Annotated in this window: 18 protein-coding genes; 6 read left to right on the top strand and 12 right to left on the bottom strand. The window is 32.1% G+C overall.

From position 1 onward, the window contains the following. Positions 1-3: 3 nt before the first annotated feature. From C820_RS06050 to C820_RS06030, 5 genes are all read right to left on the bottom strand, one after another. Entirely contained in the window at positions 4-2790 is a 2787-nt protein-coding gene (locus tag C820_RS06050) for a DNA methyltransferase (protein WP_004037223.1), read from the bottom strand. 875 nt (positions 2791-3665) lie between these two features. After that, on the bottom strand, positions 3666-3899 hold the full coding sequence (locus C820_RS06045) for a hypothetical protein (protein ID WP_004037228.1): 234 nt from the start codon (positions 3897-3899) through the stop codon (positions 3666-3668). 575 nt (positions 3900-4474) lie between these two features. Continuing rightward, complete coding sequence (locus C820_RS06040) at positions 4475-5437, bottom strand: AAA family ATPase (RefSeq protein ID WP_004037231.1); 963 nt, start codon at positions 5435-5437, stop codon at positions 4475-4477. 122 nt (positions 5438-5559) lie between these two features. After that, positions 5560-6618 (bottom strand): tyrosine-type recombinase/integrase, encoded by a 1059-nt coding sequence (locus C820_RS06035; RefSeq protein ID WP_004037233.1) that lies wholly within the window; start codon positions 6616-6618, stop codon positions 5560-5562. Positions 6619-6633: 15 nt separating this feature from the next. Then, positions 6634-6828: a hypothetical protein gene (locus C820_RS06030; RefSeq protein ID WP_004037236.1), complete on the bottom strand. Its 195-nt coding sequence runs from the start codon at positions 6826-6828 to the stop codon at positions 6634-6636. A 244-nt stretch (positions 6829-7072) separates the two neighbouring features. On the opposite strand from C820_RS06030, the gene C820_RS06025 reads away from it, so the two are divergent. Further along, positions 7073-7555: a helix-turn-helix domain-containing protein gene (locus C820_RS06025; protein WP_004037239.1), complete on the top strand. Its 483-nt coding sequence runs from the start codon at positions 7073-7075 to the stop codon at positions 7553-7555. A 108-nt stretch (positions 7556-7663) separates the two neighbouring features. On the opposite strand, the gene tuf is transcribed toward C820_RS06025, so the two are convergent. From tuf to C820_RS06000, 5 genes are all read right to left on the bottom strand, one after another. After that, positions 7664-8857, bottom strand: a complete 1194-nt coding sequence (gene tuf / locus C820_RS06020; RefSeq protein WP_004037241.1) for an elongation factor Tu — start codon at positions 8855-8857, stop codon at positions 7664-7666. Positions 8858-8982: 125 nt separating this feature from the next. After that, positions 8983-11073 carry an elongation factor G gene (gene fusA, locus C820_RS06015; protein ID WP_004037243.1) on the bottom strand — a complete coding sequence of 697 codons (2091 nt, stop codon included), beginning with the start codon at positions 11071-11073 and terminating at the stop codon, positions 8983-8985. Between the two features lie 68 nt (positions 11074-11141). Then, positions 11142-11612, bottom strand: coding sequence for a 30S ribosomal protein S7 (gene rpsG, locus C820_RS06010; protein ID WP_004037245.1), 471 nt, complete (start codon positions 11610-11612; stop codon positions 11142-11144). Between the two features lie 159 nt (positions 11613-11771). Then, positions 11772-12191: a 30S ribosomal protein S12 gene (gene rpsL, locus C820_RS06005; RefSeq protein ID WP_004037248.1), complete on the bottom strand. Its 420-nt coding sequence runs from the start codon at positions 12189-12191 to the stop codon at positions 11772-11774. Between the two features lie 413 nt (positions 12192-12604). Continuing rightward, positions 12605-12826 (bottom strand): sporulation initiation factor Spo0A C-terminal domain-containing protein, encoded by a 222-nt coding sequence (locus C820_RS06000; protein WP_004037250.1) that lies wholly within the window; start codon positions 12824-12826, stop codon positions 12605-12607. Between the two features lie 144 nt (positions 12827-12970). On the opposite strand from C820_RS06000, the gene C820_RS05995 reads away from it, so the two are divergent. From C820_RS05995 to C820_RS05985, 3 genes are all read left to right on the top strand, one after another. Continuing rightward, entirely contained in the window at positions 12971-13321 is a 351-nt protein-coding gene (locus tag C820_RS05995) for a helix-turn-helix domain-containing protein (RefSeq protein ID WP_004037252.1), read from the top strand. A gap of 77 nt (positions 13322-13398) precedes the next feature. Beyond that, complete coding sequence (locus C820_RS05990; protein ID WP_004037254.1) at positions 13399-13650, top strand: helix-turn-helix domain-containing protein; 252 nt, start codon at positions 13399-13401, stop codon at positions 13648-13650. 81 nt (positions 13651-13731) lie between these two features. Next, on the top strand, positions 13732-14067 hold the full coding sequence (locus C820_RS05985; RefSeq protein WP_004037256.1) for a helix-turn-helix domain-containing protein: 336 nt from the start codon (positions 13732-13734) through the stop codon (positions 14065-14067). Between the two features lie 60 nt (positions 14068-14127). Here C820_RS05985 and rpoC read toward each other — a convergent pair whose 3' ends face one another. Further along, positions 14128-17703: a DNA-directed RNA polymerase subunit beta' gene (gene rpoC, locus C820_RS05980; RefSeq protein ID WP_004037258.1), complete on the bottom strand. Its 3576-nt coding sequence runs from the start codon at positions 17701-17703 to the stop codon at positions 14128-14130. Positions 17704-17722: 19 nt separating this feature from the next. Then, on the bottom strand, positions 17723-21652 hold the full coding sequence (gene rpoB, locus C820_RS05975) for a DNA-directed RNA polymerase subunit beta (RefSeq protein WP_004037260.1): 3930 nt from the start codon (positions 21650-21652) through the stop codon (positions 17723-17725). Positions 21653-22132: 480 nt separating this feature from the next. On the opposite strand from rpoB, the gene C820_RS05970 reads away from it, so the two are divergent. After that, on the top strand, positions 22133-22669 hold the full coding sequence (locus C820_RS05970) for a hypothetical protein (RefSeq protein WP_035296738.1): 537 nt from the start codon (positions 22133-22135) through the stop codon (positions 22667-22669). 39 nt (positions 22670-22708) lie between these two features. After that, entirely contained in the window at positions 22709-23116 is a 408-nt protein-coding gene (locus C820_RS05965) for a hypothetical protein (RefSeq protein WP_004037264.1), read from the top strand. Positions 23117-23130: the final 14 nt, after the last annotated feature.

The following is a 23130-nucleotide window of genomic DNA, read 5'->3' as shown; positions in this document are numbered from 1 at the left end:
TATTTATAACTTATTTTGTTGAACAAGTGACTGATATAATTTCATCAATTCAGCAACACATTTGCTTTCTGTCATATCCTTTACGGAAAACCCATATGCTTGCATAACTGCCCTATCGTTTTGCTGGTGAGCCTTACGAAGCTCGGGAGGCATAGTTAATTCATCATATAAATCTGCTAAACTGCTATCAGGATATAATGCACGTGCGTTAAGTATTGCTTGTGCAGTTTTTTCAATTTTTGCTTTTTGTTCTGGTGTTGGATTGCACCAAGGGAAATTATTGTATACAATAGTGTTAGAATAACTATAATCACTTTTTAATCTTCCACATACTGTCCTCATCCAAGCCATATGAACATTAGAAATTAATACTCCAAAATGATATATTTTAGCTCTAGGAATGAACAAAGATTTATTATTTACTATAACATCAGGATTACAGAAACCAATAGGTATATACTTTCGATTTTCTGATGATACCATAGGCATAAAAATACTTATTGATGGTACATATCTATCTTCTGCAAATCTTGTGGGAATTTCTGCTCTTTTTCGTGTTTGTTCTTTTTTACTTTTTAGCCTAAATTCTCTTACAGCTTGAACTCTTTTTAAAACCATAGGCATATTTGATAATTCATTAGGTGGACAATCTTTCAACCATAAACAATATCTTACTTTATTATTGATAAATTCATCTGAACCAATATATTTTTTTATATACTTTTCTGATTTTGGTTCACATTTAATAAATTCTTTATATTCTTCAGATGTTAAAATAAAACCTCCTCCATCTGTTGGACAAGAACCTACTATCATTTCTGGTACATCATTAAGAGGTTTTAATCTATTCTCAATTATAATGTTAGACGAATCTAACAAATAAGCATTGATATTTTTTGCTTGTATAGTCTGAGAGTTATTTAAAAATATTACCTTTTCAGTTTTTTCAAAATGACTAAATCCAATAATTATGCAATGTACAGCTGCCTTTTCACTTGATTCACTACTCCATTTAAAAGTACGATAAGCAAAATTTATTTTTATGCCTTGTTCAAAAAGATATTTCCAAAGTGGCGGAACAGCTATACCTTGGCAAATTGAATTTGTTGAAACAAAAGCACATTCAATATTTGTATTTTTCATGAAATCGCAAGCCCTTTTATACCAACAAGTAACAAAATCTAAATTTCCATAACCTTTTATTTTATCAAAAACAATAGACATATCATCTTTCTGAGTTTTTGACTGATAACTTTTCCCTACAAATGGTGGATTACCCATAATATAATTTAATTCCTTTTTAGGTACAACACTTTCCCAGTCAATTCGCAATGCGTTGCCCTCTGTGATATTAGCATAGCTTTTTAAGGGCAGAAAATCAAGCGACATATGAACAATATCTTCCGTTTCTTTCATCATTTGGCTTTCTGCTATCCACAATGCAGTTTTTGCAACTGTCACCGCAAAATCATTTATTTCTATGCCATAAAACTGGCTAATAGATACTTTAATTGGGTTTGTACTACCTAATATAATCTGCCCCTCTGCAATTCCTTTTTGGCAGTCTATCAAAAGGCTTATTGTTTCATTTTCAAGTCGCCTCATTGAAATATAGGTTTCTGTCAAAAAGTTTCCACTTCCACAAGCAGGGTCAAGAAATTTCAACTCTGACAGCTTTGTTTGAAACTCTCTTAGCTTTTTCTCTCTTGTTTTGATAGTCTGAATTTCTTTGATTTTTTGTAGTTCTTCTTTTAGTTCGTCCAAAAAAAGTGGGTCTATTACTTTGTGTATATTTTCTATGGAGGTGTAGTGCATACCGCCTTTTCGCCTTGTTTCAGGATTTAATGTACTTTCAAATACTGCACCAAAAATAGTAGGGCTGATTGCTGACCAGTCAAAGTTTTCACTTGCTTTATGTAAAATCAAATCAATAATGGTTTCATTTAATCTTGGTATAACAATATTTTCGTCTGCAAACAATCCACCATTTACATAAGGAAAGGCAAGCAAATCTTCATCTAAATAAGGGTCTCTGTTATCTGTTTCTGTATCTAAAATTTTAAATAAATTGATAAGAGATTGTCGTGCTTCTTTTTCATGAGCCTGTAAATAATTGTGAAACATTTTATGACTGCCAAAAATTCCAGCGTCTTCTGCATACAAACAAAATACCAACCTAACACAAAGGGCATTTAAATTTTTAAGCGTTTCAGGGTCGTCAGGGTCTTTATATTCTTTCAATAAAGCATCATAAAGTGCTCCAACAATTTCTCCAGCCTGTAATGAAATTTCCATTTCTTTTTTAATATTTTCATCACCTGTATCTACTAAAAATTGCAGTCTATAATATTCTGTACCCAAATTTTCCAAAAGTACAATTTCTGGCTCTCCTGTCGGACGCTCCATATCATAGATATAAAATTCCTTAAAATTACAAGTCACAATCCAACGAGGACGTTCAGAATAAGGCAGCTCAGCAGAATATCTCTTTGCTTGTTGAAATGGTGTCAAAGATGTTCCATCTGATTGTTTGATAGGTTTGTTCAAATTTTTTCCTAAGCCTTTTTGCTCAATTAAAACATGAGTTGCTGAAATAAAGCCATCAATAAAACTGGTATGGTCAAGATGTACTTGTTCTTCAAAAGTAATGAACTTTTCAGGCTGCTCTACACCATATACATTTCTTAATAAAGCAATCCAAAACGGTTGGCTTTCTCCTTTTTCATAACCTTTGCCACTCCAATCTTTGACAAATTGTTTTGCCGCTGCTCTCTGTTCTGCATCTGTCATATGCAATTCCCTCCATTAAAAATTACTAAATAATAGTATATCATATTTTGTCATTAATCAGAATATTTTTATACAAAAATTATTAACTGAAATACTTTTAAAAACAAAAAATAAAAATAATTTTTTTAATGTTAATTTCAAAATTAGAAATAATTGTAAATCTCAAAAATCTGTACAAAAAAGGGAGACTGTACCGAGTGCAAGCAGGGGAAAGGGATATCCCTTTCCACGCTTGTTGGTGTTCCCCCAAACCCCAAATGTAAATTTTTTTGAAATTTACAAAACGCCTTCGGTGTGGCTTTTCCTTTTTTTAGAATGTTGCTTTTATTGTACTACATATAACTTTTACTATCAAAAATAAAACCAGTTTTGATAAAATTTTTGACTGAAAAATTTCTTACATTCTTAAAATTCTACAAAAAAAATTCCTTATATTAGTAGCTTAAAATAGAAAATTTTTTTGAAATCTTTTTTGTACTATAAAATAATAGTGATATTAAAAAATAAAATTATTTTCGTATAAATTTTGTAAAAAAATTCTTTCTCAATAGCTGAAAAGAAAAAACTTCTGTTTCTTTTTTTGCCATCAAGAAAGAAAATTATTGATAAAAAATACTATATATCCCCTATATTAATAATATATACAACTATATCCCCCTATAATTTATAAAATAATCTGAATACCCTTATTTGCTTTCAGAGCATTGTACATACAACATTTCTAAAAGCTATTTTTATTTTGTTGACATTTGATACCTCTTTTTAGGTCTAGCTTTAGAATGACTGCTTTTTGTACTTAAAAAGGCAATTTCTCCTTGTTAACCAAAAAACAGAAACGTGTCACGTTTCTGTCATTGGTTATCAAAGGAAAGGCATTACCAGCGAAAACTGGAGTATATTCCCTTTTTATTCAAATATTCCTGTCTTGCTTTTTCTTTTTCTTCTTCAGTAGGTGCTGTTTTATATTTTGTGTACAATTCTCTTGCTACTAAAGTATCCAACTTTTGTTCTAATTCTCTTTGTATTTCCGAAAATAAATTTTCTCGTTCAAAAAAGAAATATTTTATAAGTGTCATAAAAAGTTCATGTGAAATCTGTACGTTTTTCATATTAATTTATTCCTTTCTTTCATCAAGTCCGCAATGCAAGACTGTAAAATTTTATAGTAATTTTGCGGTCTTCCCCTTATAGTAATTTTTTAATAATTTGTGAAATACTAATAAAAAATATTTGTAAAATATATATACTTTTGACATCTATCTATCAAATTTATTATCAATAATAATTAAAAACACTTATAAAATATGTACATTCTTGACATTTGTTTATCCGTCTTTTTATCAAGACCGCAAGCCTGCAATATTTTTATATTTGCAATCTTACATTTTTCATCTCTGCAATTTCAAGACCGCAAAATCCTATATCTTGCAATTTTGCGGTCTTCCTTTTTGGAACATAATACTTTATAAATATTAGTAAAAAAATTTTATATAATCTGTATATTTTTTATATCAACAATTCTAAACTCTTGTTAATAACAATAAAAAATATTTTAAAAATATACAATTTTTATACCTATTTACTATTTTCTTGTTAAAATAGCAAGACCGCAAAATTCTTATATTTTTTGCAATTTTGCAATATTCAACACCGCAAAATCTTATATTTTGCAATGCTATGGTCTTCATTTACTAAATTCCCAATACCACAAATTATTAATTTTTTTTGCCTTTATTTTTAATTCTTTTTTTGCAGTTTCCAATGTCCTCTTAGAAATACCTTTTTCATCAGCCATACTAAAAATTTCATTGCTTTGTATCATGTTTGAACTTTCTGAAAGTTTTCGTAACATTTGTTTTGCCTGTTCTAGCTTATTTATTTTAGGGACAATGCCACCTAATACTTCATCAGCAGTAATTTCATAATCCCCTAGCCATTCAAATCCTTTTTCAGATAATCGAAATGCTTTGGAATGTCCAAAAGCTGCAATATTATTTTTTATTTGAACCACAGCTCTAATATCAGGTTCTCCTTTTACCCTGCCAACTAATAACACACTTCTCGCTACTGCAAAAAAGTCAATAGAACCCATGCCTCTATATACCGCTTTATTTCCTGCTGCTTTATTCATATGCCCAATTAAAAGAATAGCACATTGATACTTTTCTGCTAACATTCCCAACTGTTTTGTTATATTTCTTGCCTCATTTGCTCTATTCATATCCATCCCACCGCCTAAATAGGCTTGTATTGGGTCTAATATAAGCACTTTTGCGTTTGTTTGTATCAAAGCCTTTTCCAGTCTTTCATCTGTCATAGATAACAATTTGCTGCTTTCATCAATCACCAATATTTTACTGCAATCTGCTTCTGCATTTTCTAGTCTTGGTTTTACTGTATCTGCAAGACCATCTTCTGCCGTTTGATATATAATTGTTATAGGTTCTTGTGTCATTGTTTCATTTTCTAATACTTCCCCTTTTGACAGCTTTGCTGCTATGTTTAACGCAAGCGTCGTTTTGCCATCACCAGGGTCACCTTGAATAATAGTCAATTTTCCATAAGGGATAAAAGGATACCAAAGCCATTCTATAGGCTGTGTTTGAACATCTGACATTTTAATCATTTTCACATCTGCTTCTTTCATAAAAAGTCCTCCATTTTTTTATAAAATTCTATTGATACAATGAAGAACCTCTGTTATACTTATATTATATTGGTAGATAACAGAAGTCCTTCAGTTATCACAAGTCTTAGCAGGTGGTGCTGTTAAGGCTTATTTTTTTCACTGTCAATTAAATCTGCTATCTTTCTTTGTTGATTTGGATATAAATGTCCATAAGTATTTAATGTAATTCGTATATCTTTGTGTCCTACTCTTTCTTTTATCAAAATAGGGTCAACCCCTTTATTAATCAAGTACGCAACGTGTGAATGACGGGTATCATGGACACGTATATACTTTACACCAGACTTTTCAATATGACGTTTCATTTTGTGTTGTACTGCTTCCTGCACGATTGGAAAAAGTCTTTCATTATCGGGCATACCATAATGTCTATCAATAAAGCATTTGATTTCCTGTTTCAAAAATTCTGGTATTTCCACTATTCTGATGGATTGTTTTGTTTTTGGTTCTGTAATAATATCCTGTCTATTTGTTCGATAATATGTTTTGTTAATATTGATTTGATTTTTTTCAAAATCAATGTCTTTTTTTGTTAGTGCTAATAGCTCCCCTATTCTACAACCTGTCCAAAAAAGAATTTCAAAAATAATATAATATTTTGTTCCTTGCTCTATTGTTTGAATAAATTTCTGATATTCTTCTAATGTCCAAAAGTTTAAACTTCTAACATCAAAGCTGCCCATGCGTTTTACTTTTTTACATGGATTTGTAGTTAAATCATATATGCGAGAAGCATGAGAAAACAAACAAGTTAATTGATTTTGAATCATTCTCAAATATGCCTCTGAAAATCCTTTTGTCTGCATTTCATTCTGCCATTGTATAATTTGGGAAGCTGTAATTTCATTTATTTTTTGACTTCCAAAATAAGGAATAATATGTTGTTCCATCATATATCTTTTATTTTTTATGGTGCGGTCTTTTAATTCATTTTGTTTGTCATCAAAATAGATATCTACAAAATCACTCAATTTCATATTCATATTTCTGTTGTTGTTTAACTTCTTTTGTCGCTCATATTCTAAAGCCTCTCGTTTTGTTTCAAAACCCCTTTTTCTTCTTTTTTTCTTTTCCCCCTTTACATTTGTTTCAAACCATTGAGCTGTCCATTTTTTGGTGTCTTTTTCTTTGTAAGCCATAGTAATCTCCTTTGTTTAACTTTTTAATAACTCATATCCATACATCTTTTTTGCCAAATATGTTTTTGGAATTTTACCTGCTATTGTGATATACCCTTGTGTAGCAAGCTCTTGATTTAATTTTTTTACCAGCTTGTAGGCATAAGATTTGGAGCAACTTAATTCTCGTGCTACATCATCAGCACTCATCATATATTGATAATTTGCCATATATTCGACCTCCTTTTTTCAATCAAAATTTATTACAATATTTATATTTATTTGTTATACGAATTTCGTATATCCATAGTAGCACTTTATTTTTATTGTGTCAATATTTCATAAAAATATTTTTTATGTTTTTCGTATATTATTTATAAAAAGTTTATCTTTTTTATTTCTATAATATATGATATGATAAAAATTAGATTTATGGAATTCGTAATAAATTTTTATATGAAAGTAGGAGATTTTTATGGGAGATGGAAAAAAACTAAAAACAATACTTGATAGCAAAGGTACTAATGTCCGCAAAATTGCAAAAGCCACAGGAATCAGTGCCACGACACTTTATTCTATTATTCAAAAAGATTCCAATATTCGTTTTGATTTTGCATTGCGTTTAGCAAATGAATTAGAAATTGATGTAAATGAAATATGCTCTGCCAGTCCATTTTCTGGTGCCATCACAGAAGAAGAAATATATCCAACACTACCAGATGGCTTACATGGTGCTTTAGACGGAAGTCGAGTAAAAACTTATTTAAAAAATTCTATGTATCCTCTTATGTATCTATTTGGAAAAAATAGTATGCCTGACGTAGATAATCTTTTGACTTCATTTTATCAGTTAGATGATGAAGCAAGGCAAGAAATCGTACAAACAATACAATTTAAACTGCAATATCACAAAGACCCACAAAGAGCAGAACAAGTAAAACAAATAAAAGGCTGGTAAGTATTTTGGCACCGATTTGGCACCATTTTCAAAAAAATATTATATTATACATTAAAAAAGGACTTTCCGAAATACTCGGAAAGCCCTTAAAATCACCGTTTTTACAAATTACTCAATGATTTCAGTAACAGAACCAGCACCTACTGTTCTACCACCTTCACGGATAGCAAAACGGAGACCAGGAGCCATAGCTACTTTTGTAATCAATTCGATTGTCATTTCAACGTTATCGCCAGGCATACACATTTCTGTGCCATCTGGAAGAGAGATAATACCTGTAACGTCTGTTGTTCTAAAATAGAACTGTGGTCTATAGTTATTGAAGAAAGGAGTATGACGTCCACCTTCTTCTTTACTTAATACATAAACCTGTGCTTTAAATTTGTGGTGAGGTGTAATAGAACCTGGTTTTGCAAGAACTTGTCCTCTTTCGATTTCATTTCTTTGCACACCACGAAGAAGAACACCAATATTATCGCCAGCTTCTGCTTGGTCAAGAAGTTTTCTAAACATTTCAACGCCTGTTACAACAACTTTTCTAATTTCTTCTGTTAAACCAACGATTTCAACTTCATCTTGTACTTTAACAACACCACTTTCAACTCTACCTGTAGCAACTGTACCACGTCCTGTAATGGAGAATACGTCTTCTACTGGCATCAAGAAAGGTTTATCTGTATCACGTTCTGGTTCAGGAATATATCCTTCAATTTCGTTCATTAATTCAACGATTTTGTCGCCCCATTCACCTGTAGAATCTTGCAATGCTTGATAAGCAGAACCTCTAATGATAGGAATATCATCACCAGGGAATTCATACTCGGAAAGAAGTTCTCTAATTTCCATTTCAACTAAATCAAGAAGTTCTTCATCATCTACCATATCACATTTGTTCATAAATACAACAATATAAGGAACGCCTACCTGACGAGAAAGCAAAATGTGCTCTCTTGTTTGAGCCATAGGACCATCTGTTGCAGCAACAACAAGTATAGCACCGTCCATTTGAGCAGCACCTGTAATCATATTTTTAACATAGTCAGCATGTCCTGGGCAGTCAACGTGTGCATAGTGTCTTGTTGGTGTTTCATATTCAACGTGTGCTGTAGAAATTGTGATACCACGTTCTCTTTCTTCTGGAGCTTTATCAATGTTTTCAAATGCAACTGCTTCACCGATTTGATATCTTTCATGAAGTGTTTTTGTAATAGCAGCTGTTAAAGTTGTTTTACCATGGTCAACGTGACCAATAGTACCAATATTCATATGTGGTTTGGTTCTTTCAAATTTTTGTTTAGCCATTTTTAAATATCCTCCTTTAAATTGTTTAAGAGTACAATTCATTTACTGTATTGTTTTCATTATATAGAATATTGCCAGTATTTGCAAGCAATTATTCCATTTTTATAGTACTTTATACAAAAAACTTATGCGTTAGCTTTTTTACCTTCTAAAACTTTTTCTTGTACTGATTTTGGACATGGTTCATAATGGTCAACTTCCATTACATAAGTTCCACGTCCCTGTGATTTTGAACGAAGGTCTGTGGAATATCCAAACATTTCAGCCAATGGTACATAAGAATGAATTACTTGTACACCACTTCTTGCTTCCATACCTTCAATTCTACCACGACGAGAGTTAATATCTCCTATAACATCGCCCATATAGTCCTCTGGTACGGATACTGTTACTTTCATAATAGGCTCAAGCAATACTGCATCGCCTTTTCTCATAGCTTCTTTAAAAGCCATAGCACCTGCTATCTGATAAGCCATTTCAGAGGAGTCTACATCGTGGTAAGAACCATCATATACTTCTGCTTTTACGCCAAGTACTGGGTATCCACCCAATATACCACTCTGCATTGCCTCTTGTATACCTTTATCAATCGCTGGTATATATTCTTTTGGTATAGAACCACCAACAGTACTATTGACAAATTCATAATTGTGTTCTGCATCTGTACCAATAGGATAGAATTTTACTTTACAGTGTCCATACTGTCCTCTACCACCAGACTGACGAACAAATTTTCCTTCTACATCAACAGCTTTTCTAAATGTTTCTTTATAAGAAACCTGTGGTGCTCCAACATTTGCTTCTACTTTAAACTCTCTCAACAGACGGTCAACTATGATTTCTAAGTGAAGTTCACCCATACCTGCTATAATGGTATCACCTGTATCTTGATTTGTATATGTTTTAAATGTTGGGTCTTCTTCTGCTAATTTTGCCAAAGCAATACCCATTTTATCTCTACCTGCTTTTGTTTTTGGTTCAATAGCAACTTCAATAACTGGTTCTGGGAATACCATAGACTCTAATATTACTTCATGGTCTTCATCACAAATAGTATCTCCAGTTGTTGTTAATTTAAAACCTACTGCTGCTGCAATATCTCCAGAGTATACTTTATCAATTTCTTCTCTATGATTTGCGTGCATCTGTAATATACGTCCAACACGTTCTTTTTTACCTTTTGTGGAATTATAAACATATGTGCCAGAATTTAATGTACCAGAGTACACACGGAAAAATGCTAATTTTCCTACAAATGGGTCATTCATAATTTTAAATGCCAATGCAGAAAATGGTTCTTCATCAGAAGAGTGTCTTTCAATTTCTTCTCCAGTATCTGGGTCAATACCTTTAATAGCTGCAATATCAATAGGTGCTGGCATATATTCAATAACACCATCTAATAATTTTTGAACACCTTTATTTCTATATGCAGAACCACAGAATACAGGAATTAATTCACAGTTAATACAAGCTTTTCTCATAGCTGTTTTTAATTCTTGTTCTGTAATTTCTTCCTCTGCAAGATATTTATCCATCAAATCTTCATCTGTTTCTGCAATTGCTTCTACCATAAGCTGACGATATTCTTCTGCTTTTTCTTTCATATCATCAGGAATTTCTTCTTCATCTACTTCTTTGCCTAAGTCGTCCTCATAAATAAATGCTTTCATTTTTACTAAGTCGATAACTCCTACAAAGTCGCTTTCTGCTCCTATTGGTAAAAACATTGCAACGGGATTACAGCCTAATCTATCTTTCATCATTTGAAGCACATTATAAAAATCTGCTCCCATAATGTCCATTTTATTGACAAATGCCATTCTTGGTACATTATAATTATCTGCTTGACGCCATACTGTTTCAGACTGTGGTTCTACACCACCCTTTGCACAGAATACGCACACTGCACCATCTAATACACGCAATGAACGCTCAACTTCTACTGTAAAGTCAACATGTCCTGGTGTATCAATGATATTTACTCTATTTTCATTCCACTGACAAGTTGTTGCAGCAGATGTGATTGTAATACCTCTTTCTTGTTCTTGTTCCATCCAGTCCATAGTAGCAGTACCTTCATGGGTATCACCAATTTTATAATTACGTCCTGTATAAAACAAAATACGCTCTGTAAGAGTTGTTTTACCAGCATCAATATGTGCCATGATACCGATATTTCTAGTCTTAGCAAGTGGAAACGCTCTGTTTGCCACGCTGAACTCCTCCTTTATCGTATATACGAATAAACTCTTTTATTATTTTTTTTGCCAACTTTACATACTTACCATTTGTAATGGGAGAATGCTTTATTTGCTTCTGCCATTTTATGGGTTTCGTCTTTTTTCTTTACAGCTCCGCCTGCATTATTTAATGCGTCCATGATTTCTCCCGCTAAACGGTCAATCATTGTTTTTTCTCCACGTTTTCTGCTGTAAAGTGTTAACCAACGAAGTCCCAATGTTCTTCTTCTTTCTGGTCTAATGTCCATTGGTACTTGGTAAGTTGCACCACCTACACGACGTGCTTTTACCTCTAATACTGGCATAATATTGTTGAGAGCTTCTTCAAAAGCTTCTAATGGTTCTTTCCCTGTTTTTTCTGCTACTTTTTCGAATGCACCATAAACAATTTTTTCAGCAACGCCTTTTTTGCCGTCTAACATAACACTATTTATTAATTTTGTTACCAGCTTACTATTATACAAAGGGTCTGCTAAAACTTCTCTCTTTGCAACATGTCCTTTTCTTGGCACGATTCTTCCCTCCTTAATGAATAATGATATTCTCGGTACTTCACGAGCTTTTTTCTCGTGTTGTCATGCCTTCATACGTAAATCTTTTATCTCTAAGCAATTTGCAGATGGTATTGATTTTGTATAAGGCATTTCCTTTTCATACGATTTATAATTTGATTACTTTTTCGCTTTTGGACGTTTTGCACCATATTTAGAACGAGCCTGCATTCTATTTGCAACGCCTGCTGTATCCAATGTTCCTCTAACAATATGATAACGCACACCAGGTAAGTCTTTTACCCTTCCGCCTCTAATAAGAACAACGCTATGCTCCTGAAGATTATGACCTTCACCTGGAATGTAAGCTGTTACTTCAATACCATTAGAAAGACGAACTCTGGCAATTTTTCTAAGTGCTGAGTTAGGTTTCTTTGGTGTAGAAGTTTTTACTGCTGTACAAACGCCACGTCTTTGAGGAGAAGAAATGTCTGTTGTTTTCTTCTTTAAAGAGTTCAAACCTTTTTGCAAAGCTGGAGCAGTAGATTTCTTTTCTACTGTCTTTCTTCCTTTTCTTACTAACTGATTAAATGTTGGCATTTATTGCACCTCCTTACAAAATAAATACGTTCTGCCATTGCATTAACATCTTCTGTCATATGAAAACAAGCATGAAAAAAAGTCTTATTTTCAAGACACTGCAATATTTTATCATTTCATATTATAAAAGTCAATAATTTTATTTTAATTTTTCCCAATTTTTCAAAACAAAAATATTATTTTATATTTATTCTGTTAATAGATTTCTGTTTGTAGTTGGGAAAACAAAGTTTTCCATAAAAGTTTTGTCCAACTTTTTCAAAAGTTGGTGGAATTTGAGGTAACACTTCAAAGTTTTAAGGTTTTTTATGCTTTCAAGCATGTTTTTGAGGAGAAAATGTCTGAAAGGCGTTTGGGGAACTTTTCACAAGTGAAAAAAGTTTCCCTTAATCGCCTTTTTGATAAATTCAATATTATTTTATATTTTTACAAACAAAATTTAACAGTTCTTCAGGAGTTGGTATTTCTCCTTTTTTCGTAATGTTACTTTGAAATAATTTTTGTTCTTGTGTAACATTTTCAAAAGCATAGTTAATTGCTGACTGCATTTCCTTTTTGACTTCCTTCATAGAAACACCATTTTTTAATACGATTGCTTTGCAAATTTTATCAAATTTTTTATTTTTTTTATTCACAATAAATCATAACCTTTCTTGCTTTATTTGTTGTTTTAACACAAATATAACATAAAAAATTAAAATACACAATATAAATGCAATCATTATAAATGAATTGTTGTTTTTATTAATTCAATTATTATAATGTTGGGGGTGAAAATATTGAAGAAATCTTATTTATATAATAGTATGATAGAAAGAATTAAACAAAAACGAAAAGAAAAAGGATATACACAAGAAAAAATGGCAGAATTATTGAATATTTCTTATAGCAATTATTCTAAAATAGAAAATGCTATTGTCACTCCAACATTAGAAAGATTAATCGATATTTCCCAAATTTTAGAAGTATCTCTTGATTATTTAGTTTATGGACAACAAAATAATGATGAAGTTAAATATTATTCTAGTAATAGACAAAAAGAGGCTATAGTATCATTAATAAAAAATTGTGACAAAGAAAATTTACAATACATAATACATTTTCTTGAAAAAATATATTCTTTATTATAACAAAACAATTAATAAAACAAGGTGTTTTGATCGCAGGCAGAAGTTAATTATAAACAATTAGGAATAAAAATAAAAAAATGCGTCAGTCTGAAGGATTAACACAATATAAACTTGCAGAAATTGTTGGTTGTAATACTTCTCATATTTCTAATATTGAAAATAATTATACAACAGTTAGTTTAAATTTATTACTTGCTATTGCAAATGCTCTCAACACCTCAATAGATTATCTTTTATCTGAACAATATGATAATTCAGCTTTTGCATTAGACCATGAAATATTAAGAGCTATAGAAAATTTAGATATTGAAAAAAAGAAAAAATACTAAAAATCATTAAAATTTTATAAATTCATTTGATAGCTCCAATATAAAAATATTTTTATATTTTACTTTTATAAGGTGATATTATTGACAAAAAAACAACTAAAAAATATAGGCGATAGAATGAAATCAAAAAGGTTACAATTAGGATATACTCAAGAAAGAATTGCAGAATTAACAAATATTTCTTTTAGTACTTACTCCAAAATAGAAAATGCAATACAAAGTCCTTCTTTAGATACTCTGATACGTATTTCTATTGTACTGGATATTTCAATGGATTATCTAATATTCGGAAATGAAAATACCAAAAAAAATACTGATAATTTTTCCGACATGATAACACTTTTGCAAAATGCTGATTTCAAACAAGTGCAATACGTTTATGAATTATTATCTCAACTACTCTCAAAAGCCAAATAAGCACAAAAAAACAGAGATACTATAAAAGTATCTCTGTTTTCTATTTTTACTATTTTCTAATTACATATCATATCCACTATAATAATAAATATCTTCTTCTTCCTCTTCCTCTTTTACTATTTCAATATCTATATTACGGTATCTTTGCATACCAGTACCTGCTGGTATCAGTTTACCTATAATTACATTTTCTTTTAATCCAATCAATGGGTCAATTTTTCCTTTGATTGCTGCTTCTGTCAGCACTCTTGTCGTTTCTTGGAAAGATGCCGCAGACAGGAATGAGTCTGTTGCAAGTGATGCTTTTGTAATACCCAAAAGCACTCTATACCCTTTTGCTGGTTCTTTTCCTTCTTCTTCCATTTGTGCATTTCTATTTTCAAATGCAAGCCAATCTACAAGACTTCCAGGCAAAAATTCTGTATCGCCGTTTTCTTCAATTTTTACACGTTTGAGCATCTGTCTAACAATAACTTCAATATGTTTATCATTGATTTCAACACCTTGCAAACGATACACTCTTTGAACTTCTTGTATCATATAGTCTTGCACGCCTCTAATGCCTTTAATTTTTAAAATGTCATGTGGATTTACACTACCTTCTGTGATTTCATCACCTGCTTCTATAGTGTCACCATCATACACTTTAATACGTGAACCATATGGTATCAAATAGTCTTTTGTTTCTCCTGTATCTGCATTTGTAATAATGACTTCTCTTTTCTTCTTTGTATCACTGATAGTTACTTTTCCACCAAATTCTGCTATAATTGCAAGTCCTTTTGGTTTTCTTGCTTCAAAAAGTTCCTCAACACGTGGAAGACCTTGTGTAATGTCATCTCCTGCAATACCGCCTGTATGGAATGTTCTCATTGTCAACTGTGTACCAGGTTCTCCTATAGACTGTGCTGCAATAATACCAACAGACTCACCTATTCTTACAAAACGACCACTCGCCATATTTGCACCATAACATTTTGAGCAAATACCTATTTCAGAACGACAAGTTAGTACTGTTCTAATCAATACTTTTTTTACACCTGCTTTTTCTACTTTTTCTGCTTGGTCGTGTGTTATCATAGTGTCTTTTGGTACTAATATTTCTCTGGTTTCTGGGTGCACAATATCTAATATAGACCAACGACCTCTAATTCTATCTTGCAAGCTTTCAATCACTTCGTTGCCGTCCATAAATGCAGATACCCACAATCCTGGTGTATCTTCTCCTTGGTCTTCACAACATTGCCATTCTCTTATAATAATGTCTTGTGAAACGTCAACTAATCTTCTTGTCAAATATCCAGAGTCTGCTGTTCTTAATGCTGTATCTGTCAAACCTTTTCTTGCACCATGTGCAGAAATAAAGTATTCCAAAACAGAAAGACCTTCACGGAAATTTGATTTAATAGGCAATTCTATAATACCACCTGATGGATTTGCCATAAGTCCCCTCATACCTGCAAGCTGTTTAATCTGGCTATTAGAACCACGGGCTCCAGAGTCTGCCATCATAAATATATTATTATATTTTCCTAATCCTGCAAGCAAAGCATCTGTTATTTTATCATTGGCAATATTCCATGCTTCTATTACTTTGTTATGTCTTTCTTCATCTGTCATTAAGCCACGTCTGAATTTTTTTGTAATATCTTCTACTTTACCTTCTGCTTCTTCTAAATAGCTCTTTTTCTTTTCTGGTATTACCATATCTGATACAGATACTGTCAATGCTGCTCTTGTTGAAAATTTATAACCTAACGCTTTTATTTGGTCTAACACGATTGCTGTTTGTGTAGAACCACAACGACTAATACATCTATTTATTATTTTTCCTATATCTTTCTTTTTCACCAAAGAATGAATTTCATACTGGAATTTTTCTTTTTCATTTGTTCTATCTACATAGCCCAAATTTTGAGGAATGGCTTCATTAAATATAATACGCCCTACTGTCGTATCTACCATTCTTGACTCCTCTACACCATTAAATTCCAATGTTCTTCTTACTCTAATTTTAGCATGAAGTGTTATGACATGATTGTCATAGGCAAGTATAGCTTCTTTTTCATCTTTAAATGCTTTTCCTTCTCCCTTTTCGCCCTCTTTTTCTAATGTTAAATAATACATACCTAATATCATATCCTGAGAAGGTACTGTAACAGGGCCACCATCAGATGGTTTCAGCAAGTTATTAGGAGAAAGCAACAAAAAGCGACATTCTGCTTGTGCTTCTACAGAAAGAGGCACGTGCACAGCCATTTGGTCACCGTCAAAGTCTGCATTATATGCTGTACATACCAATGGGTGCAATTTAATTGCTCTACCTTCTACTAATACAGGCTCAAATGCTTGTATACCCAATCTATGAAGTGTTGGGGCTCTATTAAGCATAACAGGGTGTTCTTTTATGACATCTTCCAGTATATCCCAAACCTCTGTTTGCATACGCTCTACCATTCTTTTAGCAGATTTGATATTATGTGCTAATCCGTCTTCTACTAATTTTTTCATAACAAATGGCTTAAATAATTCAATAGCCATTTCTTTTGGCAAACCGCACTGATATATTTTTAATTCAGGGCCTACTACAATAACAGAACGTCCAGAATAGTCAACACGCTTTCCTAATAGATTTTGACGGAAACGTCCTTGTTTTCCTTTAAGCATATCAGAAAGAGATTTTAATGGTCTATTTCCGGGACCTGTAACAGGTCTTCCTCTTCTTCCATTATCTATTAAAGCGTCTACTGCTTCCTGCAACATTCTTTTTTCATTTCTTACTATAATATCTGGTGCTCCTAAATCAAGTAATCTTTTTAAACGATTATTTCTATTAATTACCCTTCTATAAAGGTCATTCAAATCGCTTGTTGCAAAACGACCACCATCTAGCTGTACCATAGGTCTAATTTCTGGAGGAATAACAGGAATAGCATCTAATATCATCCACTCTGGCTTATTATTAGAAAGTCTAAAAGACTCCAGCACTTCTAATCTTTTTATAATTCTAATTCTTTTTTGCCCTGTAGTATCTACAAGCTGCTTTTTCAATTCTTCTGCATCTTTTTCTAGGTCAATGTCCATAAGAAGCTGTTTAATTGCTTCTGCTCCCATTGCTGCTTTAAAAGCATTGCCATATCTATCATATGCTTCTCTAAAATCTTTTTCAGTTAAAAGCTGTTTATACTGTAATTCTGTATCACCTGGGTCTAATACTACATAAGATGCAAAATACAGCACTTTTTCTAAAGCCCTTGGTGACATAGAAAGTATCAATCCCATACGGGAAGGTATTCCTTTAAAATACCATATGTGAGATACTGGGGCAGCCAGTTCAATATGCCCCATTCTCTCTCTTCTTACTTTTGCCTTTGTAACTTCTACGCCACACCTATCACATACTACGCCTTTATATCTTATTCTTTTATACTTTCCACAATGACATTCCCAGTCTTTTGTTGGTCCAAATATTCTTTCACAAAAAAGACCATCTCTTTCTGGTTTTAATGTCCTATAATTAATGGTTTCTGGTTTTTTTACTTCCCCTCTTGACCATTCGTGTATTTTTTCAGGAGATGCTAAACCGATTTTGATAGAATCAAAAACGATACCTTGTTCCGCATTTTGTGCTGTCATGAACTATCATGCTCCTTTCTTATTCCTCGTCTTCCTCATCTAAATCTATATCGTCTAAATCGTCATCTAATTCTTCCTCATCTATTAAATCATCATCTATATAATCATCTAATAGGTCATCATCGTCTGTTTCTGTACTTTCATCATCGTCATCATCAAATAAAAAGTCAATTAAGTTTTCTTCTTCTGTCATAGCTTCATTTGGTTGTCCCATATAAACATTTTTACTGCTGTCATCATCTCTTTCATATCCATCTATATTTACATTCAAATCATCTACATCATCAATAGACTCTTTAATTTCTACTTCTGTTTGGTCTTCTCTCAATACTCTAATATCCAAAGCCAATGACTGCAATTCTTTTAAAAGTACTTTGAAAGACTCTGGCACACCAGGTTCTGGTATATTTTCTCCTTTTACAATTGCTTCATATGTCTTTACACGTCCAACAATATCATCAGATTTTACTGTCAATATTTCTTGCAAAGTATATGCTGCACCATAAGCCTCTAATGCCCAAACTTCCATCTCTCCAAATCTTTGACCACCAAACTGTGCCTTTCCTCCTAATGGTTGCTGTGTTACAAGAGAATAAGGGCCCGTGGAACGTGCATGAATTTTGTCATCTACCAAGTGATGCAATTTCAAATAGTGCATAAAGCCTATTGTAACCCTATTATCAAATACTTCTCCTGTTCTACCATCACGAAGTTCCACTTTACCATCTCTGCTAAGCTTAACACCTTTCCATTCTTCTCTATGCTCTCTATTAGCATAAAGTTCATCATAAATATCTCCTTGTAGCAAGTCTTTCCATTTTTCAGAAAATTCTTCCCAACTTGTATTTACATAATCATTTGCCATTTCTAATGTATCCATAATGCTAACTTCATCAGCACCATCAAATACAGGCGTTGCTACTTTCCAGCCTAATGCTTTCGCTGCAAGGCTCAAATGTGTTTCTAATACCTGACCAATATTCATACGGGAAGGTATACCCAAAGGATTTAATACAATATCCAAAGACCTACCATTTGGCAAAAATGGCATATCTTCCACTGGCAATACTCTAGACACAACACCTTTATTACCATGTCTACCTGCCATTTTATCGCCTACAGAAATTTTTCTTTTCTGTGCAATATATACTCTAACAAGTTGATTAACTCCAGGCCCTATATCATCGCCATTTTCTCTTGTAAATATTTTGACATCTACAATAATACCTGTTTCGCCATGAGGTACTCTCAATGATGTATCTCTTACTTCTCTTGCTTTTTCACCAAATATTGCTCTCAGTAATCTTTCCTCTGCTGTCAGTTCTGTTTCTCCCTTTGGTGTTACTTTTCCAACCAATATATCATTAGGACGCACTTCTGCACCAATACGCACAATACCTCTTGCGTCCAAATCTCTTAAAGCGTCCTCTCCCACATTAGGAATATCTCTTGTAATTTCTTCTGGCCCTAATTTGGTATCTCTTGCTTCAGACTCAAATTCATTTACGTGTACAGAAGTATATACATCTTCTTGTACCAATTTTTCACTCAGCAAAACAGCATCTTCATAATTATAGCCCTCCCATGTCATAAAGCCTATGAGAGGATTTTTGCCAAGTGCTAATTCTCCATTTGATGTGGAAGCACCATCTGCTATAATTTGTCCTTGTCTTATTTTATCTCCTTGATTAATAATAGGTCTTTGATTTAAACAAGTACTTTGATTGCTTCTTTGATATTTTATCAAATGATAAGTATCACGTTTTCCTTCCTCTGTTTTTATTACAATTTCATTTGCTGCAACTTTTTCTGCTACACCGGTATGTTTTGCAATAACACAAATACCAGAGTCTTTTGCTGTTTTATACTCCATACCTGTCCCAACAATAGGAGAGTCTGTTACTAACAAAGGTACTGCCTGACGCTGCATATTAGAACCCATCAATGCCCTATTTGCGTCATCATTTTCCAAAAATGGTATTAATGCTGTTGCCACAGAAACCATTTGTTTAGGAGAAACGTCCATCAAATGAATTTCTTTTCTATCTACTTCTATAATTTCCTCTCTATGTCGGCCCGAAACTTTTCTATTCATAAAATGTCCTTGTTCGTCCAAAGGTTCATTTGCTTGTGCTACATTATAATTTTCTTCTTCATCTGCTGTAACATACACAAATTCATCTGTAACTCTTGGTTCTTCTCCACTTTGGTCTACTTTTCTATAAGGTGCTTCTATAAACCCATACTCATTAATTCTTGCAAATGTTGCTAAAGAGTTTATCAAACCAATATTAGGTCCTTCAGGTGTTTCAATAGGACACATTCTACCATAATGTGAGTGGTGAACGTCACGCACTTCAAATCCTGCTCTCTCTCTAGATAAACCACCAGGACCTAATGCAGACAAACGGCGTTTATGTGTCAATTCAGAAAGAGGATTATTTTGGTCCATAAACTGCGATAACTGTGAACTTCCAAAAAATTCTTTTATTGCTGCTGTAACAGGACGCACATTGATAAGTGCTTGAGGTGTCACAACTGCTATATCTTGTGTTGTCATTCTTTCTCTAACTACTCTTTCCATTCTGGAAAGACCAATACGAAATTGATTTTGAAGCAATTCTCCCACAGAACGAATACGTCTATTACCTAAATGGTCAATGTCATCTACATTGCCATATCCATAATCTAACTGCATAACATAATTAATAGAAGCCATAATATCTTCTAATGTAATATGTTTTGGCAATAGTTCATGTATATTTTCTTTAATTGCTGCTTTGATTTCTTCTGCTGTGTCATAGCTTTCTAATATTTTCATTAAAACAGGATAATATACTTTTTCTTTAATACCTAATTCTATACCTGTTAAATCAAACTCTGCTAAATAAGTATCAATGTCAACTACCTGATTTGTTAATATTTTTACTTTTCTATCTTCTTGTTCTTCTGCTTCAATATAAATAAAAGGAACTCCTGTATTTTGTATTTCATCACAAAGTTCTAATGTTAATTTCATACCTGCTTCTGCAACAACTTCACCTGTCATAGCATCTACAACCGTTTCTGCTAATTTTGCTCCTTTTATTCTATTACGAAGTGCAAGTTTTTTATTGAATTTATATCTTCCTACTTTTGCTAAGTCATATCTTTTTGCATCAAAAAACATTCCTCTAAGCAATGTTTCTGAGCTTTCTACTGTAGGAGGTTCGCCTGGACGCAATTTTTTATACAATTCCACTAAACCCTCTTCATATGATTTTGAAACGTCTTTTTCTATAGTAGCCAGTATTTTTGGCTCTTCACCAAATAGTTCTAATATTTCTGCATCACTACCAATACCCAACGCTCTAATCAATACTGTTACAGGTACTTTTCTAGTACGATCTACTCTAACATAAAAAACATCATTAGAGTCTGTTTCATATTCCAGCCAAGCACCCCTATTTGGTATTACAGTAGCAGAAAGTAATTTTTTTCCCAATTTATCAAAATCAGAAGCATAATAAATACCTGGAGAACGCACAAGCTGACTTACAATAACACGCTCTGCACCATTGATAATAAATGTGCCTGTTTCTGTCATCAAAGGAAAATCTCCCATAAAAATTTCCTGTTCTTTAATTTCATCTAATTCTTTATTATACAATCTAGCTTTTACTTTCAATGCCGCTGCATATGTTGCATCTCTTTCTTTACATTCTTCAATGGAATATTTAGGTTCAGAATCTAAAGTAAAATCTGTCAGTTTCAATTCTAAATTGCCGCTGAAATCCATAATGGGAGAAATATCCTCAAAAACTTCTTTCAAACCTTCTTTCAAAAACCAGTCATAGCTGTCTTTTTGAACTTCAATTAAATTCGGCATTTCAAGAACTTCATTGATTCTTGAGTAACTCATTCTTACACTGTCACCTAAAGGGAGTGCGTGAATTCTGTTCTTTTCCATCTATGTCACCTCTCGAAAATATTTATTACGCTGCGGAAATAAATTTTTTACACAAAAAATTTAGAACCAAACAAAGCTAGACCTTTGCTTGTACCACCTTTTCATAGCAGTTGTCACAAAAGTCTTTCCATGAAGATTCTAATGTTATAAAATTAGGGTGTTTCTGCATATTCACAAACCCCCTTTGCGTAAAATTGCACAACACTTACATACTCTATACTTCTTTTCGACAAGTTCTATAATAATATAATATGGATTTCCTACAAATTTTCATAAAAATTTGTTGAAATTTATTTGCTAATATGCTATACTATTTTAAAGAAAACATATTTAGCGTTAACTTAGTCGATATACCCAATATATTACCATATCATGGTCTTGTTGTCAAGGTCTTTTTTTTATGCTTCTTTTTATTTCAGTATTATAAAATGTATCCTAATTTATGAAGTGATTTCATATTATCAAGGAAGTGTAGTCATTATGAAAAAACTATTACCAGTATCTTTTATTATACTTTTTCCTTATTCTATTGTATTATTAATATATAGTCTTTTTCATACAACACTAATGAAATATCTTTTTCATAACAACATTTATACAGGCTTTTTTTATATTTGTATTTTTTGGCTTATCTCATTTATAAATGCTATTTGCATTTTCATCAAAAACATCACACACAAAAGGAACGCATTACAATTAGCAAAAATAAATATGATAATAAAACTTATTCAAATACCAGCTTATATAGTTCTTTTTATAGTAGGCATTGCTTGTATGTTTACTATATTTACATTTGGAATTTCTTTTGTATTATTAGCTTTAGATTGTGCTTCTATATTTTTAAGTGGATTAATAGGGCTATCTGCTGTAAAACAAAATTATACAGAAGGTATTTTTTCTATAAAAGAACTATTTCTTCATAGTATATTACAATTTATTTTTTGTGCTGATGTTATCAGTGCCATTATATTATTTAGAAAGTCCAAATCAGTAGCTATTTCAAAAAATACTTTATAAATAAATACAAAAAAATTACATACAGGAGAAAAACATAATATGGAAATCAAACGTATTTTTTTAACAAAACCTAATACAAACAATGAGTATTGTTCTTTTGAAAATCAGCTTCAAACAAGAGTAATATTTGGCAACAACAAATTTAAAATGTTATTTGAAGCAAACAAAAAAAATATTATGGAAACAGTAGAAAGAGAAATAAAATATTATGTGAATTGCGATAATCTATGTAATGAAAATTACTTCCCTAGACCTTCTATGCTTACTGGTGAATGGTATCTCAGTGAAATAAATTTTGAAGATATTGATTTTTTAAGTATTCGTACTGCTTTTATTGGTATTGATTTAGGATATAAAGATGACTATTTAGGCTTAGAAGTTACTTTTTGTTATGACAAAAATCTAAAATTATTTTTATTAACTGGTGTAAATAGTGAAAGTATTTAATAATAAAAGCAGTT

The sequence above is a fragment of the Clostridium sp. MD294 genome (assembly GCF_000364165.2).
Classification (GTDB): domain Bacteria; phylum Bacillota; class Clostridia; order Lachnospirales; family Anaerotignaceae; genus Coprocola.
This window is presented reverse-complemented; position numbering and strand designations above follow the sequence as displayed.

Bases quoted from the DNA above. Each gene is read 5' to 3' on its own strand.
- C820_RS06025 (WP_004037239.1), top strand. From the start codon at position 7,073: ATGGGAGATGGAAAAAAACTAAAAACAATACTTGATAGCAAAGGTACT.
- rpoB (WP_004037260.1), bottom strand. From the start codon at position 21,652: ATGGAAAAGAACAGAATTCACGCACTCCCTTTAGGTGACAGTGTAAGA.
- C820_RS06050 (WP_004037223.1), bottom strand. From the start codon at position 2,790: ATGACAGATGCAGAACAGAGAGCAGCGGCAAAACAATTTGTCAAAGAT.
- rpoC (WP_004037258.1), bottom strand. From the start codon at position 17,703: ATGACAGCACAAAATGCGGAACAAGGTATCGTTTTTGATTCTATCAAA.
- C820_RS06030 (WP_004037236.1), bottom strand. From the start codon at position 6,828: ATGGCAAATTATCAATATATGATGAGTGCTGATGATGTAGCACGAGAA.
- C820_RS06035 (WP_004037233.1), bottom strand. From the start codon at position 6,618: ATGGCTTACAAAGAAAAAGACACCAAAAAATGGACAGCTCAATGGTTT.
- C820_RS05990 (WP_004037254.1), top strand. From the start codon at position 13,399: ATGCGTCAGTCTGAAGGATTAACACAATATAAACTTGCAGAAATTGTT.
- C820_RS06040 (WP_004037231.1), bottom strand. From the start codon at position 5,437: ATGAAAGAAGCAGATGTGAAAATGATTAAAATGTCAGATGTTCAAACA.
- tuf (WP_004037241.1), bottom strand. From the start codon at position 8,857: ATGGCTAAACAAAAATTTGAAAGAACCAAACCACATATGAATATTGGT.
- C820_RS06045 (WP_004037228.1), bottom strand. From the start codon at position 3,899: ATGAAAAACGTACAGATTTCACATGAACTTTTTATGACACTTATAAAA.
- C820_RS05970 (WP_035296738.1), top strand. From the start codon at position 22,133: ATGAAAAAACTATTACCAGTATCTTTTATTATACTTTTTCCTTATTCT.
- rpsL (WP_004037248.1), bottom strand. From the start codon at position 12,191: ATGCCAACATTTAATCAGTTAGTAAGAAAAGGAAGAAAGACAGTAGAA.
- C820_RS05965 (WP_004037264.1), top strand. From the start codon at position 22,709: ATGGAAATCAAACGTATTTTTTTAACAAAACCTAATACAAACAATGAG.